Below are 16,000 nucleotides of genomic sequence, written 5' to 3'. Positions count from 1 at the left end.
CCCCCCGCCATGGATGGCGGATGGCGGCGGGCCCACGGAGCGAGACCGGAGTGAAGGAACCCCGAGGTACGAGGGGCCAAACTAGGAGCAAGCACCCTTGGTTACTTGGGGTGCTTTTCCAAGTAACTCGCCGAAGGCGAAACGTCTGCCCCTAGGCAGACGCCCTTGATCTTGATCTTGATCTCCAACGTAACGCACGCGAAAAACCTACTTCGCCCTCAACCCCTCCCGCACATCCTTCACATCCGAACCGGACACCGCCGGCGCCGCATTGCCCCACGTATTACGCACATACGTCAGCACATCCGCGACATTCTCATCCGACAGATTCCAGCCAAACGCCGGCATCGCCGGAGCCGTCGGCGCAGCATCCGTCGCACCCGCACGACTGCCCGCCAGCACCACACGAATCAACGACGACGGATCGTCGCTGTTCACCAACGGCGCCATCGCCAGTTTCGGGAACAGATTGGCCGCGCCTTCACCCGTCGGCGTATGACACGCCGAACAGCGATCCGCATAAATCGCCTTGCCCGCCACCATCGCCGCATCGCTTGCCGAAACCGGCGTGGCGGCCTCGACCGGCTTGGCGCCATCCTTCAAATACACCGCCACCGCCAGCAAATCCTCATCCTTCCAGTGTTGCGAAGAATGCTCGACTTCCTCGGCCATCGGCCCGGACGCAATGTCGAAACGGTTCGCACCGGTCTTCAGGTACTTGACGATGTCCGCCTCGCTCCACGCACCAATGCCATCGTGGCCAGTGGACGTAATGTTCGGCGCGACCCAGTTCTGCAGATTGGCGCCGGTGAGGAACTGAGCGTTCTTGTCACCGCCAATCAGGTTCTTTGGCGTATGGCACGTGCCGCAGTGCCCAAGGCCTTCCACAAGATAAGCGCCGCGGTTCCACTGCTCGGACTTCTGCGGATCGGCCTTGAATTCGCCTTCCTTGAAGTTGATCAGGTTCCAGCCGATCAGGCTGGTGCGCACGTTGAAGGGGAAGGGCAACTGGTTGGTTTCCACCTTGTTCTCCACCGGATCCACCGTCTTCAGGTACGCGAAGATCGCCAGGTTGTCCTCACGCAGCACCTTGGTGTACGCGGTGAACGGCATGGCGCCATACAAGCGCTTACCGTCCAGCCCGTGGCCCTTGGACATGGCGTTCTGGAAATCCTCGAAACTCCAGCGGCCGATGCCGGTGGCCGGGTCCGGGGTGATGTTGGCGCCGGCCAGCTTGCCAAACGGCGTATCAAGGATCACGCCGCCGGAAAACAGCGGCTTGCCCGGGATGGTGTGGCACGCCGTGCAGTCGCCCAGAGTGGTCAGGTAGCGGCCCTTTTCCACGATGTTGTAGGAATCGGCGCCGGTTGCGGCATGGGCCAGGGAAACAGACAGGCCGATAACGCCTGCGCAGACCGTCAGAAGAGTTTTCATACGCTGATCATCTCCCCTGGACGCTTGAGGTAGCGGGTGCGGATGGCATCCGCCGCTTTGAAAGCCAGCGCCGCGACGGTGCCGGTCGGGTTGTAGCCCGGGTTCTGCGGGAAAGCGGAGGAGCCGACCACGAACAGGTTCGGCACGCCCCACACTTGCAGGTGTTTGTTCACCGAGCTGTTCTTCGGGTCGGCGCCCATGATGAAACCGCCAACGATGTGCGACGACTGATACGGCGCGCTGTTCCAGTGCCCTTGCTGGGAGCTGGGCACCATCTGCCGCGGGTTCATGCTCTTGGCGATCTCGCCGACCTTGCCGGTGACGTACGCAGCCATCTTCCGGTCGTTCTCTGGGAAGTCGAAGGTGATGCGCAGCAGCGGGCGACCCAGCGGATCTTTGTAGGTCGGGTCCAGCGACAGGTAGTTGGTTCGCGTTGCGTAGCTGCTCGCTTCACAGCCGATGGACATGGTCGCGGCGTAGTTCTTCACCGTGGCTTTCTTCCATTCCGAACCCCAGGCCGGGGTGCCGGGCGGGAGAGGGCGCGAGTCGATGGGCGCGGCGCCGATCGGGGTCACGCGGGTGCTGCCGCCGCCGACGAAGCCCAGACCCGAGTGGTCGAAGTTGTCGTTGTTGAATTCGTCGATGCCCATGCCGATGGCGCCGCCACCGATAAACGGGTTGAAGTTCTTGTCATCGAAGAACATGCGCACGCTGTTGGCGGTCTGGTAGGCGTAGTTGCGGCCCGTGGTGCCGGTGTTGGTCACCGGGTCGTAGGGCTGGCCGACGCCGGAGAGCAGCATCAGGCGCACGTTTTCGAAGATGAAGGCGCTGATCACTACCAGTTCGGCAGGCTGCTCCCACTCTTCGCCGTTGGCATCCATGTAGACGATGCCGGTGGCGCGTTTGCCGCTGCTGTCCATGGTCACGCGCAGCACTTCACAGTTGGTCATTGCGGTAAAGTTCGGCTTGCGCACCAGGACCGGCAGCACGGTAGTGATGGCGCTGGCCTTGGAGTAGTTGGCGCAGCCGTAGTTGGTGCAGAAACCGCAGAACGTGCAGGCGCCCATGGCCACGCCGAGGGAGTTCACATAGGGCCGTGATTGCAAGGCGGACGGCACTGGAAACGGCTTGTAGCCGAGGTTTCTCGCGGCTTCGGCGAACAGCGTCGGCGCGTAGGTCTGTGCCGTCGGCGGGTTCGGGTATTCCTCGGAGCGCGGCCCTTCGAAAGTATTGCCGCCTTCCTGGATTACACCTTTGATGTTGCCGGCCTTGCCGGAGATGCCCGCCAGGCGATCGAACTTGGCGTAGAAGGGCTCCATTTCGTCCCAGTCAGTGCCCCAATCCTGCAGGGTCAGTTCAGGCGACAACTCTTTGCCGTAACGCTCGCTCAGGTGGCTGTGCAGCCGGAATTCGTGGGGCTGGAAACGAAAGCTGATGCCGGCCCAGTGATTGCCGGCGCCGCCGGTGCCGTTGCCCGGGTGAAACGAGCCCCAGCTGCGCATGGGTAGCGCTGTCTCGGTCACGCTGTTACGAATGGTCGTGGTGTTTTGCCGGGTCCTCACCATCAGGTCCTGGCGGCGGTTGTAGCGCAGTTCATCCGCCGCCGAGGCAACGTTGAAGTCCGCCGCGGTATCGCGCCATGGGCCGCGTTCGAAGCCGATGATCTTCAGGTTTTCATCGGCCAGTTCATTGGCGATGATGGATCCGGCCCAGCCGAGCCCGACTACCACGACGTCCGTGGAAGGTAGTTTTTTGGCCATGTCGAATTAACCCTTCTTGGTCCAGGCGGAACTGCCGATGATGGAGAGCGGCACCAGATTGAGCTTCTGGTTGTGCAGGCCGATGTACTCGCGGTAGTCGTAGCGGGCACCGGGGAAGCCGATCATTTTCCACGACACCATGTCGCGGTTGCCGCCGTAGACCGGGTCGGCGAAGAAGCCTTCCATGGTGTTGCCGAGCACCTGCTGGAAGAACAATTTGGCGTCGATGCCGTCCAGCGTGATCTCGGCCTTGTCCAGACCGGTCAGGACCTTGTCCTGCTGTTCGGCCGTCAGCGCGCTGAAGCTTTTCTGAAACTGCTTCTGGCAGTAGCCTTCCAGGCCGGCGAGGCCGAGACGGTAGCGCTGGCGCGGCACCAGTTCCGACTGGTCACCCTGCATCGGCGTGCCCTGAACGAAGGGGCCCCGCATGTACAGACGGCTGAAGGTGCCGTACTCGCCGGCCAGTTGGCGGTCGATGAACACCGCGCAACCGGCGTCCTTGCCGCTGACGCTGAGGTCATCGGCGGGGATCAGTCGGGCGACAATGGCTTCCACCGCGAGGGCTTCGGCGTCGGTGAAGAATTGCCAGCCGGGGGTGTCGTAGTGCATCGGCCCGTTGTGGTCGAAGGGCACCCACTGGGGCACACCGACGACGGTGGCGGCCTGGGCCGTGGCAGCTGCACCGACCGCCAGCGTCGTGGCTGAACCTTTCAGCAACTGGCGGCGGGTGAGGCCTTTGGATTGTTCTGTCATTCAGGGCTCCTGCAAAACCACGCCCCCACAGGCCATTGGGGAATGGTCCGTGCCGGGGCTGTGTTCTGCGTTCTTTATCACGGGTATTGCCGCGCATACGATGTGCACGGCAAGTGGCTCTTGGCGGGGTGTGACATTGGGTCTCTGGCACGCCTGCGCGCGAATGGCGCACGCTAAGCGGGGAAATGCCGTAACTGATCCGCATCTTTTCACGCCAGCTGCCATGATAGATGTGTTACGCCGTGTTGCGGCTGATGAAATCGGTAAATGACTCTTACCGATTGCGTAACAGTCGATCTGCAATCGGGTAACAATGGGTCAGATCAGGGGGGCGTGTCCTCCCGCCGAAGCAGCCCACGGGTACAGCCGTTCAGGGCTGACGTCGGCACCAACCTGACAGAATCTTCATCAAGCCAAGTCCTTTGCCAGGGCCACTTCTTGGTATCGTGCACGCCATTTGCGTCCCGCCTGTCCCTGCGGGTTGCTGACTGTGCCGTTTATATATTCACCGAGTAGCTGCAGAAATGCCCGATCCAATACCTTTAAAAGACCACGAGAAGGAAACCCGGCTGGTCAACAAACGCTTGATCGCCTGCGCCGTTTTCGTGGCCATGCTCAGCGTGGCGCTGGTGTGCCGCATGTACTTCCTGCAAGTCACCGAATTCGCCTACCACTCGACCATCTCCGAAAACAACCGCGTCCACGTGCTGCCGATTCCGCCGGAGCGCGGGCTGATCTTCGACCGTAACGGCGTGATCCTCGCCGACAACCGCCCCAGCTTCAACCTGACCATGACCCGCGAGCGCGCAGGGGACTGGCATGCGGTGATCGACGAACTGATGCAGATCCTCAACCTGCCCGACGAGGACCGGATCATCTTCGACAAGGCGATGAAGAACTCGCCGCACCGCTTTGTGCCGGTGACGCTGCTCTATGAGCTCACCGAAGAGCAGATCGCCCTGTTGGCGGTCAATCAGTTCCGCTTGCCGGGGCTGGACGTCGAGGCGCAGTTCGTTCGCCACTACCCTCTGGCGGAGCATTTCGCGCACTCCATCGGCTACGTCGGGCGGATCAACGAGAAAGAGGCGACCCAGCTCGATCAGGTGGAGTACCGGGGCACCCAGTCCATCGGCAAGACCGGCGTCGAGCGCTTCTACGAAAGCGAGCTGCACGGCCATGTCGGCTACGAAGAAGTGGAAACCAACGCCCAGGGTCGGGTGTTGCGCGTGCTCAAGCACACCGATCCAGTGGCCGGCAAAAACATCACCCTGAGCCTGGACATCAAGCTGCAGGAGGCGGCGGAACACGCGCTGGGGGATCGTCGCGGCTCGGTGGTGGCGATTGATCCGGCCACCGGCGAAGTGCTGGCGATGGTCAGCAAGCCGAGTTTCGACCCGAACCTGTTCGTCACCGGGATCAGCTTCAAGGAGTATTCGGCGCTGCGGGATTCGGTCGACCGGCCGCTGTTCAACCGCGTGCTGCGAGGCCTGTACGCCCCGGGTTCGACGATCAAACCGGAAGTAGCGATCGCCGGCCTGGACAGCGGGGTCATCACGCCATCGACCCGGGTCTTCGATCCGGGTTACTTCCAGCTGCCGGACTTCGATCACAAATACCGCAACTGGAACCACAGCGGCGATGGCTGGGTGGATTTGAACGCGGCAATCATGCGCTCCAACGACACCTATTTTTACGACCTGGCGCACAAGCTGGGCATCGACCGCATGCACGATTACCTGACCATGTTCGGCATCGGCCAGAAGGTCTCCCTCGACATGTTCGAAGAGTCGGCGGGCCTCATGCCCTCCAAAGAATGGAAGCGCATCACCCGGCGTCAGGCCTGGTTCCCGGGCGAAACCGTGATCCTCGGCATCGGCCAGGGCTACATGCAGGTGACGCCGCTGCAGCTGGCCCAGGCGACCACGCTTATCGCCAGCAAAGGCGTGTGGCACCGTCCGCACCTGGCCAGGGAAATCGGCGGTTCGCCGCCGGTGGACGAGCACCCGATGCCGAACATCGTCCTGCGTGATCCCCACGAGTGGGATCAGGTCAACAATGGCATGCAAGCGGTCATGCACGACCCGCGCGGCATTGCCCGTGTGGCGGCGCAAGGGGCGCAATACCGCATCGCCGGCAAAAGCGGTACCGCGCAAGTGGTGGCGATCAAGCAGGGCGAACGCTACAACCGCAACAAGACCCTGGAGCGGCACCGGGACAACGCGTTGTTCGTCGGTTTTGCGCCGGCCGCCAATCCGAAGATTGTCGTGGCGGTGATGATCGAGAACGGCGAGGCGGGCGGTCGTGTGGCCGGTCCCGTGGTGCGGGAAATTCTGGATGCCTGGCTGCTGGATCCGGACGGCCACCTGAAGCAGCAATACGCCACGCCAAGCGCAACGCCGGTCAATCCGAAAGTGCAGATCGCCGCGCCGAGCAAAGCGGCGGCCCCGCCGCCGGTGTGAGAACCGGCGCTTGCGCGCGGGGGCGTTTCCCCAAGATGCACTGAACTGTGCCCGGCGTGACAGGTCGATTTGAGACCACGCGTGAGGTCTGTTCCGGCCTCGCGCGCTCATACGACTCGACAAGGAACTTGCCCCATGTCCAGCAGAACCATCGCCGACTACCTCGCCCAAACCCTCGCCGCAGCCGGCGTCTCGAAGATCTGGGGCGTCAGCGGCGACAGCCTGAACGGCCTGACCGACAGCCTCCAGCGCCTGGGCAAGATCAAGTGGATGCACACCCGTCACGAAGAAGTCGCGGCCTTCGCGGCAGGGGCGGAAGCAGCGTCCACCGGCAAGCTGGCGGTGTGTGCGGGCAGTTGCGGCCCGGGCAACCTGCACTTGATCAACGGCCTGTATGACTGCCACCGCAGCGGTGTGCCGGTCCTCGCCATTGCGGCGCAGATTCCGTCCTCCGAGATCGGCCTGAATTACTTCCAGGAAACCCACCCCACCGACCTGTTCAAGGAGTGCAGCCACTTCGTTGAAACCGTCAGCACCCCCGAGCAGTTCCCGCGGGTGCTGGAGCGGGCCATGCGCGCGGCCATCAGCCAGCGCGGCGTGGCGGTGATTGTCATCTCCGGCGACGTCGCCCTGAGCGCGGCCCCGGACATCAAACCCGTGTGGGTCGATCACGCGCCTGCGCGGGTCATCCCGGCAGAAGCTGATCTGCAACGCCTGGTGGACATGCTGGACACGTCCAAAGCCGTGACCATTCTCGCCGGCGCCGGCTGTGCCGAGGCCCACGATCAGGTGGTTGCGCTGGCCGAGAAGCTCTCCGCGCCAGTGGTTCACGCCCTGCGCGGCAAGCAGTACATTGAATACGCCAACCCCTTCGACGTGGGCATGACCGGCTTGATCGGCTTCAGCTCCGGCTACCACGCGATGATGGCCTGCGACACGCTGGTGATCCTCGGCAGCAGCTTGCCGTACCGCAATTTCTACCCGGAAAAAGCCAAGGTCATTCAGATCGACATCGACCCGACCGCCATTGGTCGTCGCGTGCCGGTCGCCCTCGGTCTGGCGGGGGACATCGGTGAAACCCTCGATGCCGTGTTGCCCCGCCTCAAGGCCCACACGGACCGCAAGTTCCTCGACAAGGCACTGGATCACTACGCCAAGTCCCGCGAAGAACTCGACGAACTGGCCACGCCGTCGGGCCACGGCGAGCCGATTCACCCGCAATACCTCACACGCCTGGTTGACGCCTACGCCGACCCGGACGCGATCTTCACCGTCGATGTCGGCACGCCGACGCTGTGGGCCGCGCGCTACCTGACCATGAACGGCAAGCGCTCTCTGCTGGGTTCCTTCAACCACGGCTCCATGGCCAACGCGATGCCCCAGGCATTGGGTGCGAAAGCGGCATTTCCGCAGCGGCAAGTGGTGGCGCTGTGCGGCGACGGCGGCTTGTCGATGCTGATGGGCGACCTGCTGTCGATCCGCCAACTGAACCTGCCGATCAAGCTGGTGGTGTTCAACAACAGCTCGCTGGGCTTCGTGGCGATGGAAATGCAGGCGGGCGGCTATGTGCCCCATGACACCGATTTCGACAGCACCAATTTTGCCAACATCGCGATCGGCGCAGGGATTCTGGGGATTCGCGTGGAGGACTCGGCAGACTTGCCGGCCGCGCTGAAGAAAGCCTTTGAACATCCGGGGCCTGTGGTGGTGGATGTCGTGACCGCTAAACAGGAACTGGGCATGCCGCCAAAGATCAAGCTGGCCCAGGCGAAAGGCTTCAGCCTGTTCATGCTCAAGGCCGTGATGAACGGCAAGGCCGACATGGTGCTGGAACTGGCGAAGACCAATTTGCGCTGATAGGTTGTCAAGGGCTGTGTGCAATGCACAGCCCCTTTGATTTATAAGCAGGATAATAAATTAACCCATTCGCACTGTGTGGGAGCGAAAAGCATCTCGCCGGGAAGACCGAACCCTTCCGACATGGTGGTGGTTTAGATTGTTTGGAAATTGATTTGATAGCGAATGGTTTTGTCCTCTGCAAATGACTGTTTTTCTTGTTATTTAATGTCCTCCTGCGCGATTGCCTCCATGGCGTTATGCCGTTGAATAAAGGGTAAATGCCGAATAGGCTGAAGGCTGAGTTATTGTTAAATCAATTGAGCCATTAGGGACAATGATCATGCGCGAAGAACAAATCTCAGCAAGCGCCGATGCGCACGCTGCCGGGGATCGGGACATGGAGATTAATGGTGGACTTGGGGTGCTTAGATCGATGCCTACAACGTTTGCAGTCGATCTCATGGCAGGCTCAATTCAAAAATTTTACGCCACCACAACAATTCAGCCTTTCGGAGTGGCACCCTCCGAAATTCGCCGTTATTTTCCAACCGGATTCACTGACCAGAATTTCCGGGCAATTGATTTACCGCTGCTTGATGAGGCCAGGCAAGGTGTGATTGATATACAAGGTCTGATCTTCAGTAGAAACAGGGGCGGAGTCGAGACGGTCACAGGCGTTGGGGTTGCTAGGGCAGTCGTCACCGGCGAGGGCTCCGGTGTCTATTACTACCCGGCTGCCGTACGTGTTGTCGACTACTGGGAGAAGAACCCGGTCATTGACCCGATATTTGGCAAAAATGGGGGCATGATGTATGTATTCCGAAAACCAGCTGATGGACCACTGCCCGATCAGGACCTTGGCTGGCCTCATCTTCCATCCTCTCCCTTCAGTACTTACGTGAGCACTGTGAGGGATGACGCGCATGTTTTATTTTGCTGTGGTTTGTTAAAAATAGACTCCGGGAAATATACGTATGTTTTGGTCAAGATAAAACATACGGGAGAGCCATGTGAGGGATTCGGCGATAACGGTGTGCAAATAATCAGCGCCGCGTCTGATCAGGATGCACTGCAGTGGAATGATTATGCAATGCAGGCAGATGGCGGCATCACGTTAGTCGGCGTTACGGCTGCACAGGACGCCGGCGTTGTAATGAGGTATACGTCCGAGGGGGCGTCAGACTCAAGTTACGGGGAGGCGGGGAAAATAATCATCCGTGCCGAGCCCTTCGCCTGTCAACTGACTCACGTCTGTGTCTCTGTAACAGGGGAGGCTACAGTGCTGACCCTGGTGTCTGCACCCGAGCCCTATGCCGCCGTTATAAGGCTGTTGAATAACGGGGAGGCCGATAAAACCTTCAACGAAGGCGCCCCCTTTAAAGTGACCAGCCTGACAGCGAACAAGCCTTGTCTGGCGGTGGACAGTAAAGGGCGGGTTATCGTGGCCGGAGAAAGCGCAATGACGCCACAGGTCGCGTGTGCCGTCCGAATCACCCCCAGCGGCATTCTGGACGATGAATTTGGTGAGGGAGGCTCTAAGGACTACTCCACACTCAAACCCTTTCAAAAAGTTGTCATCATCAGTGGTGCAGACATACTCGCGACAACCGATGACCCTGCGATACCCGGATTTAGAGAAATCGCCAAATTGTTCGGCGAGGCGTCTGAAGATCCAAGCTCGTGAAATATGCCCAGGAGGCCCATTTCTGCATCTCCCAGTGCAGTCACTGCTGGAGCTGATCAAGATCAATCTGCACTGACTCCTAGCAACGACAGGCGCTGCGTGCAATGCGCAGCGCCTCTTTTGCAACACAGGTAAATGTTCGTTGCAGCACGGGGTCAGGTTTAATCCAGTCAGTACGTCGTTTTTATAGTTATTCGATATAACTCCACAGATTTTTTGGAGCCTATTGATTCTGCCACCTAACGAATCAGCCCTTTCATTCGGGTCACGTCATGGCAAAGCGGGACTGAAGTGTTTACCAGCACTGGCCGCTATCGCGAATTGGCTTAAGGTGGCCGGCTTTTAGACTGTTAGCACCTTGCCTGTTAGAACAATTGGAAATTGACCTAATTTCCAATTCTATTTCCCGCCACTAACCTGCTGTTAATTCTGCAGAATTAACGCCGTGATGAATATCATGGACGACTAGCCGCGTGCTTGAAAATAGTGTTCACGCTCATTACTCTTGAGTTTCTCCGTTTACGCAATCAAGGATGAATATCATGAGCAACCCTCGCACAAATCAAGCCAGTCGCGCTCACCAAGCGGGCGATCTTGACACACACTTCGCCGGCGCCGGATATTTAATAGACGTGGCCCGTACGTTCGCACCGGATCCAACCCTGAGCGCTGATCAGAAATTTTATGCGACTGGATTTGGGGGCGTGCTAGGGACTACGGCAAGTACCATTTCCCGGTATACAGCGGATGGCGCGTTAGACACCGATACGACTGGCTCTGGACGAGCTACTTGGCAATGGCCGCTGCCATCGGTAGATGAAGCGAAACGAGCGGTCCTTGATGTTCAGGGACTGATCTTCGGTAAGAACGACGCTGGCGTTGACACCATAACGTGTGTGGGTGTGACGTGGGAAACAGTGTCTGCCAGAGCTTCCAGCTTTAACTATTTTCCCGCTGCCATCCGCCTTGAGGCGTCGGGAGAGCCTGACAAATCTTTTGGCGAAGGCGGGGTCAAGATTTACCCGTTCGTTCAAGACCCAATTGAAAACCCGGCCTGGGATCGTCGCTCTCCGGCCTATCGCTCTTATCGGGCGACCAGGCAAGCCCAAGGGGGATTTTTATTCAGCTGCCCCCTGATCGCTGGTATTTCAAAAAAGGCAATGTACGTTGTGGTCAAAGTCAACTCGGATGGGAGTCCTGATAAGAGTTATGGGGACGACGGCGTGCTGGTTATTTCTCCACCCGCCGGTGTTGACGCTCCAACCTGGACTGATTACGGAATCGATAATGCCGGGGATATGACGCTCGTCGGCGCCGAACATGGCTACGGGAACGGCGTTTTAAGCCGATACGGCTCCGATGGGAAGTTGGATGGGGGCTATGGAACTGGCGGGATCCTTGTCTACTCTGTCGCGACGGTGGACTCCTACATCACTCAAATCCACGTATCACCCGACGACGGAAGTACCACGTTGTTACTCTCCCTCGGCGAGCCACGGCAGTGTGCCGCCGTGGCCAGATTATTGAAGGATGGCTCCAGCGATCCTGATTTCAATCAGGGCATGCCGGTCGTTCTTACCGATGTGGTGGTGCCGCTGGCGAACCTTGCCGTGGACGTGAAGGGGCGCACGGTCGTTGCTGGCAGGAGCGTAATCGATCCCACCGTGCTGCGAGTAATCAGGTTGACTTCCGCAGGACAATTTGATGCAAGCTTTGGCGCGAACGGATCTCAGGGATACCCGACGCTTCTCGGCGTGGACGGAATGGCAATCCAGAATGGCGTAGACATCCTCCTGCGTACAAACGACACGGACGAGGTCGATATCAATACGGCGGAGCTCGTCAGAATCTTCGGAGAAGACATGGCCTGAAGCAGATTCTGCGCACGTCCGTTCCAGTAATGACAGTGAGAGTGAGCAACCACTTTCAGCCATGATTCTGCTGGAGCGGACGAGTACGCGCAGATTGAACAACGGACCTTTTGAACGCCCTCCCTGCGTATAAATTGCCTCTCTCCATTCACCCAATCGTCCAACCATTTTTGCCCGGTAAAAGGGCATTTATGCGCGTGCCCGCACCACCCTGAGCCAGGTTTTTCTGCGGTTGAAATCTTCTTGAAATAATAGTTGTGGCCTCTCGAAAACCGATGTTATGTTTGTAACATCCTGTAGCGAACTGCTCGATCAATAACATTTTCCAGCACTCCGCTTCATTCGATTCAGGCTGCTAACCCATGCTGAAAACCACGTTCATCGACACCCTTGAACAGCGATTCAGCGACCTGACGCCCACCGGCAAGCGCATCGCCGGCTACCTGTTGGCCAACCCGCAGAAGCTGCCGTTCGAGACCGCTGACAGCATCGCCCAGCAGACCGGCACCACCGGTATTTCGGTGGGGCGGTTCCTGCGCTCCCTGGGCTACCGCAACATTGACGACGTCAAACAGAGCCTGCGCGGCGACACCGCCAGTCCTTGGGTGATCACTGATCGGCTCGGCGCGTTTCGTGAAGAAAACACCCAGGGTGATGCACTGGAACGTTCGATGAACCGTGAGCTGGAAGCGATCCAGCGGGTCTATGCCCTGGCCCGTGGCGAAACCTTCGCCCGCATCGTTGAACGGCTGCACAGCGCCGACGCGGTGTTCATCGTCGGCATCCAGACCACCCGCGGCATCCTCAACGCGTTCTTCAGTCACCTGGAGTACATCCGGCCCAAGGTGTATTACGTCGACGGTTTGTCCGGCACCTATGCCGAATCGCTGAACTCGCAATTCGAAAATCCCTACGCCGTGATTGCCGACTTCCGCACCTATTCCGCTGTTACGCGGACCTTCTGCGAAGTCGCCCATCAGCAGACCGTCGGACTGGCCTTCATCACCGATTTTCACTGCCCGTGGGCGCGGGATTTCCCGAGCGACCTGCTGCAGCTCGACGCCGACGTGGGGCTGGAGTTGGCGAAGACCAATTTGCGCTAAGCACCTGCGGGTCGAGTGGGCGCTGTGTGCAATGCACAGCGCCTGTAGGTCAGCCGGCGGGATTGTTGCGAGCAGTGGTACGTTGCAGGATAAAAGGGAATAGTACGGTGATCCTTATTTCGGTTATTTATAAGCCTATAGATTTTTTGGAAGTAAGCTTAATTGCGAATCACACTATTAATTTCCAAGCTAATGTGTTTAAAGGGATTTTCTAATTCGCAATAAATCAGGTGGATTTCATCCTGTATGAACGTGATCGGATCAGGCGCTAGGCTCTGGAAACCGCAAACACATTCAAAGGATGAAACGTCATGGGTAATGACAGTCGCAACGGAAGGACCTCTCCTGCCAACGCCGCGCATGTTGCCGGGGATCAGGATCTACAATTCGGCGGCAGTGGCTATGTCAGATATGTTCGTGATCCGTTTATCACGGATCCAACGACGGACACTGATCAAAGGATTTATGTCATCACCTACGGGACGGGTTCCACCAACCCAAGTGTGATCATTGGCCGGTTGCCGACGGGCGCTGTTGATCCCGCGTTTGGAAACTTGGCCCTTCCCTTCGTCGATGACAGCTTGAGAGCCGTCATGGATGTTCAGGGGATGGTTTTTAATAACAGCGGCAAAATCACCTGTGTTGGTATTGCGGAAGTTAATACCGGATCCGCTAGATATCTCCAACCTGCGGCAATTCGTATTACCACCTTAGGCACCTCAGCCGCTATAGATGAGAGTTTCGGGAAGCAGGGGCGGATGATGTACGAGGTTGACTTGTCTAGAGAAGGGGCTAGCGACGGTGTTGGTTCATCTCACCCTGACGACTCGCGGGCGCCACATATTCAAGCTGTTTCCCATGGATTCGGCTCTATCCGGCGGACTGTACAGTCAGGTGGAGACATACTTTTCTGTTGCCGTCTTTTCAACTACAACACCCAGGTTGAATCCTACCACCTGGTAAAAATTGGCGAGAACGGCGAACCCGTGACCTCGTTTGGACCAAACGGCGTCTTGACGATACCTGCGGCAAGTCCAGAACGCGCGCTGCAATGGTTAGACTATGGAATTGATAGTAATGGGAGCATCACGCTTGCTGGCAGGGGTCGGGGTGCCAATGCGACAGAGGGGGTCCTGGCTCGATATACCTCGGACGGTAAACTCGATTCCGGCTTCGGCAATAGCGGTGAGCAGATCATCAAGATCGAAGGCGCCAATGTTTATATTAAAGAATCCAAGGTCCTGGATGGCGGCGAAGTCATCCTCTTGCTTGCTGTGGATTACCTACAATCGCAGGGACGCGTGGAATTTGGTGTCATGAAGCTGGACAAAAACGGGAAGGAGGACGCAAGTTTCAATGGTGGTGAAGCGCTTTTGTTGAGTGAGATGGGCGGCATTTCAGATGCGTTTGTGTTCATGGAGTTGGATAAACAAGAACGAATCATCGTGGCTGGACAGGATGCGGTATCGGAGCAGCACGCACGCATGACGCGGATAATGCCTGATGGGACTCTGGACAGCGAGTTTGGTATTAACGGCTCCAGAACTTATGACAATCTTACTGGGTTCCGCAAGCTGGGGATTCAAAGTGGTACGGATATACTCGCGGTTGCTCAGGATCCGAACACGCTTCCCACCGAAGTTTTGCTCTTCAGGTTTTTCGGGGAAGCAGGCAGTGAAAACCCTCTAGCCTCTCGGGCGGGTGGAGAACTGGACCCCTATTTCGTTTTTAGCGGGGCAGTCCCTTTGGCAGTATTCATCGACCCAAATCCGGATGCCGGTCAACGATTTTACGTGGTCGGTCAAGGGAATCTACTTAAAAAGAATATCGACCAAGGGGAACAAACTGTAGAGAGGAAAAGCTGGATCTCTCGCTACAACGCTGATGGTTCTCTGGATACATCCTTCCATGGCGGGAGGCTGGACATACCATCGTTGCTGGTTGGAACCGCCGAATCCGCGTTCATCGTCATTGACGGCATGATCTTTGATTCGGATGGGTCGATTACCTGTCTGGGGGACGCCATAGCCATCTCCATCGATCACGGTTATTACACTTCCTCTGCGGCACTGCGGCTCACTTCAACAGGGGAACTGGACCAAACCTTCGGCAGTACCGGTAATGGCACAGCCATCTTTGACAACCGCCAGCTATTTACAGCTGGTGACCCCTCAAATGAGATAAATCCTCGCTTTGCTACCTTTCGACGGAGCGAAAGAAAAGGGGCGGGCGGTAGCTTCTTCCTGTCGAGGATTCCAAGCTATGACGACCGACCTGACTTTGTATCGGCGAGCTACCTTGTCAAAATAACGTCGAGCGGATTACCGGATACGGGGTTTCACGGCAGCGGCTTTCTTAAGGTGGACACGAAAGCCATAGGTAGCAACTGGAGTGACTATGGCGTAGATGCTCAGGGAAGACTCACTGCCATTGGGGAGACCACTTCAGGCGGTCAAGTTCAGGGTGTGGTGGTCAGGTTCATGCCCGATGGCACACTTGACCCGACCTTCGGTTCCGGCGGAAGAGCCATCATTGATGGCCAGGGCGTTCGGCATAGATTGCTGCAGCTTAATGTCTCAGATGACGGAAAAAGTACGGTGCTCCTCACGTTTCCTGAACAGGACGACGACAAGATTGCGCTGATGAGACTGGCCGAAGATGGCACTGCGGACAGTACATTCAATAATGGAAATCAGCTTGTAGTGGATTCTGTGGCTGGATTTACGACCATGCAAGTTGACCGTGAAGGGCGTTATCTCGTTGCTAAATCCGACAACGGGGGCACTCTACTGCCTCGTCTGTACAGGGTAACAACCAATGGCTCGATCGATACTGGTTTTGAATCAAATGGCTCAGTCGAGTTTCCGGAACTGACGGTGTTGAGGCTGTACGCGGTTCAAAACGGAACGGATCTGCTGGTTGCAGCTTTCAAGTTGAACACAGCAAGAGAATCATTTGCCCGGATTCTCGGGTCATGAGTGCAGCGATTCCGTTGCAAGGCTTCAGTGTTCACACTGATCCAACAGGGGAATCGCTGCCACATCTGGCTGATAGTCTGATATTCAACGATGAAAAGTCGTCCAGAGGAGGACGGTAA

Annotated in this window: 9 protein-coding genes; 6 read left to right on the top strand and 3 right to left on the bottom strand. The window is 57.9% G+C overall.

Annotated features, from left to right (window positions below):
- Window positions 1–207: 207 nt before the first annotated feature.
- From M1E04_RS13185 to M1E04_RS13175, 3 genes are read right to left on the bottom strand one after another with little or no spacing between them, the layout of a single operon-like run.
- On the bottom strand, window positions 208–1,434 hold the full coding sequence (locus tag M1E04_RS13185; protein ID WP_456291461.1) for a c-type cytochrome: 1,227 nt from the start codon (window positions 1,432–1,434) through the stop codon (window positions 208–210).
- The gene (locus tag M1E04_RS13180) at window positions 1,431–3,194 is read right to left on the bottom strand and encodes a GMC family oxidoreductase (RefSeq protein ID WP_065991625.1); all 1,764 of its coding nucleotides are present in this window, start codon (window positions 3,192–3,194) and stop codon (window positions 1,431–1,433) included. Before M1E04_RS13180 ends, M1E04_RS13185 begins: the two co-directional genes overlap by 4 nt.
- Window positions 3,195–3,200: 6 nt before the next feature.
- Entirely contained in the window at window positions 3,201–3,947 is a 747-nt protein-coding gene (locus M1E04_RS13175; protein ID WP_456291460.1) for a gluconate 2-dehydrogenase subunit 3 family protein, read from the bottom strand.
- A gap of 524 nt (window positions 3,948–4,471) precedes the next feature.
- Here M1E04_RS13175 and mrdA point away from each other — a divergent pair.
- From mrdA to M1E04_RS13145, 6 genes are all read left to right on the top strand, one after another.
- Complete coding sequence (mrdA, locus tag M1E04_RS13170; protein ID WP_456291459.1) at window positions 4,472–6,406, top strand: penicillin-binding protein 2; 1,935 nt, start codon at window positions 4,472–4,474, stop codon at window positions 6,404–6,406.
- 135 nt (window positions 6,407–6,541) lie between these two features.
- Entirely contained in the window at window positions 6,542–8,263 is a 1,722-nt protein-coding gene (gene poxB, locus M1E04_RS13165) for a ubiquinone-dependent pyruvate dehydrogenase (protein ID WP_192131470.1), read from the top strand.
- Window positions 8,264–8,585: 322 nt separating this feature from the next.
- Complete coding sequence (locus M1E04_RS13160; protein WP_456291458.1) at window positions 8,586–9,929, top strand: hypothetical protein; 1,344 nt, start codon at window positions 8,586–8,588, stop codon at window positions 9,927–9,929.
- A 542-nt stretch (window positions 9,930–10,471) separates the two neighbouring features.
- Window positions 10,472–11,800, top strand: coding sequence for a hypothetical protein (locus M1E04_RS13155; protein ID WP_192131474.1), 1,329 nt, complete (start codon window positions 10,472–10,474; stop codon window positions 11,798–11,800).
- Window positions 11,801–12,162: 362 nt separating this feature from the next.
- Window positions 12,163–12,903: a MurR/RpiR family transcriptional regulator gene (locus M1E04_RS13150; protein ID WP_456291457.1), complete on the top strand. Its 741-nt coding sequence runs from the start codon at window positions 12,163–12,165 to the stop codon at window positions 12,901–12,903.
- A gap of 311 nt (window positions 12,904–13,214) precedes the next feature.
- On the top strand, window positions 13,215–15,881 hold the full coding sequence (locus tag M1E04_RS13145; RefSeq protein ID WP_456291456.1) for a hypothetical protein: 2,667 nt from the start codon (window positions 13,215–13,217) through the stop codon (window positions 15,879–15,881).
- Window positions 15,882–16,000 lie beyond the last annotated feature (119 nt).

This window comes from Pseudomonas sp. AK106 (assembly GCF_053903055.1).
This window is presented reverse-complemented; position numbering and strand designations above follow the sequence as displayed.

Excerpts from the sequence above, each read along its gene's own strand:
- M1E04_RS13185 (WP_456291461.1), bottom strand. The coding sequence starts at position 1,434 with ATGAAAACTCTTCTGACGGTCTGCGCAGGCGTTATCGGCCTGTCTGTT.
- M1E04_RS13155 (WP_192131474.1), top strand. The coding sequence starts at position 10,472 with ATGAGCAACCCTCGCACAAATCAAGCCAGTCGCGCTCACCAAGCGGGC.
- M1E04_RS13160 (WP_456291458.1), top strand. The coding sequence starts at position 8,586 with ATGCGCGAAGAACAAATCTCAGCAAGCGCCGATGCGCACGCTGCCGGG.
- M1E04_RS13180 (WP_065991625.1), bottom strand. The coding sequence starts at position 3,194 with ATGGCCAAAAAACTACCTTCCACGGACGTCGTGGTAGTCGGGCTCGGC.
- mrdA (WP_456291459.1), top strand. The coding sequence starts at position 4,472 with ATGCCCGATCCAATACCTTTAAAAGACCACGAGAAGGAAACCCGGCTG.
- M1E04_RS13145 (WP_456291456.1), top strand. The coding sequence starts at position 13,215 with ATGGGTAATGACAGTCGCAACGGAAGGACCTCTCCTGCCAACGCCGCG.
- M1E04_RS13150 (WP_456291457.1), top strand. The coding sequence starts at position 12,163 with ATGCTGAAAACCACGTTCATCGACACCCTTGAACAGCGATTCAGCGAC.
- M1E04_RS13175 (WP_456291460.1), bottom strand. The coding sequence starts at position 3,947 with ATGACAGAACAATCCAAAGGCCTCACCCGCCGCCAGTTGCTGAAAGGT.
- poxB (WP_192131470.1), top strand. The coding sequence starts at position 6,542 with ATGTCCAGCAGAACCATCGCCGACTACCTCGCCCAAACCCTCGCCGCA.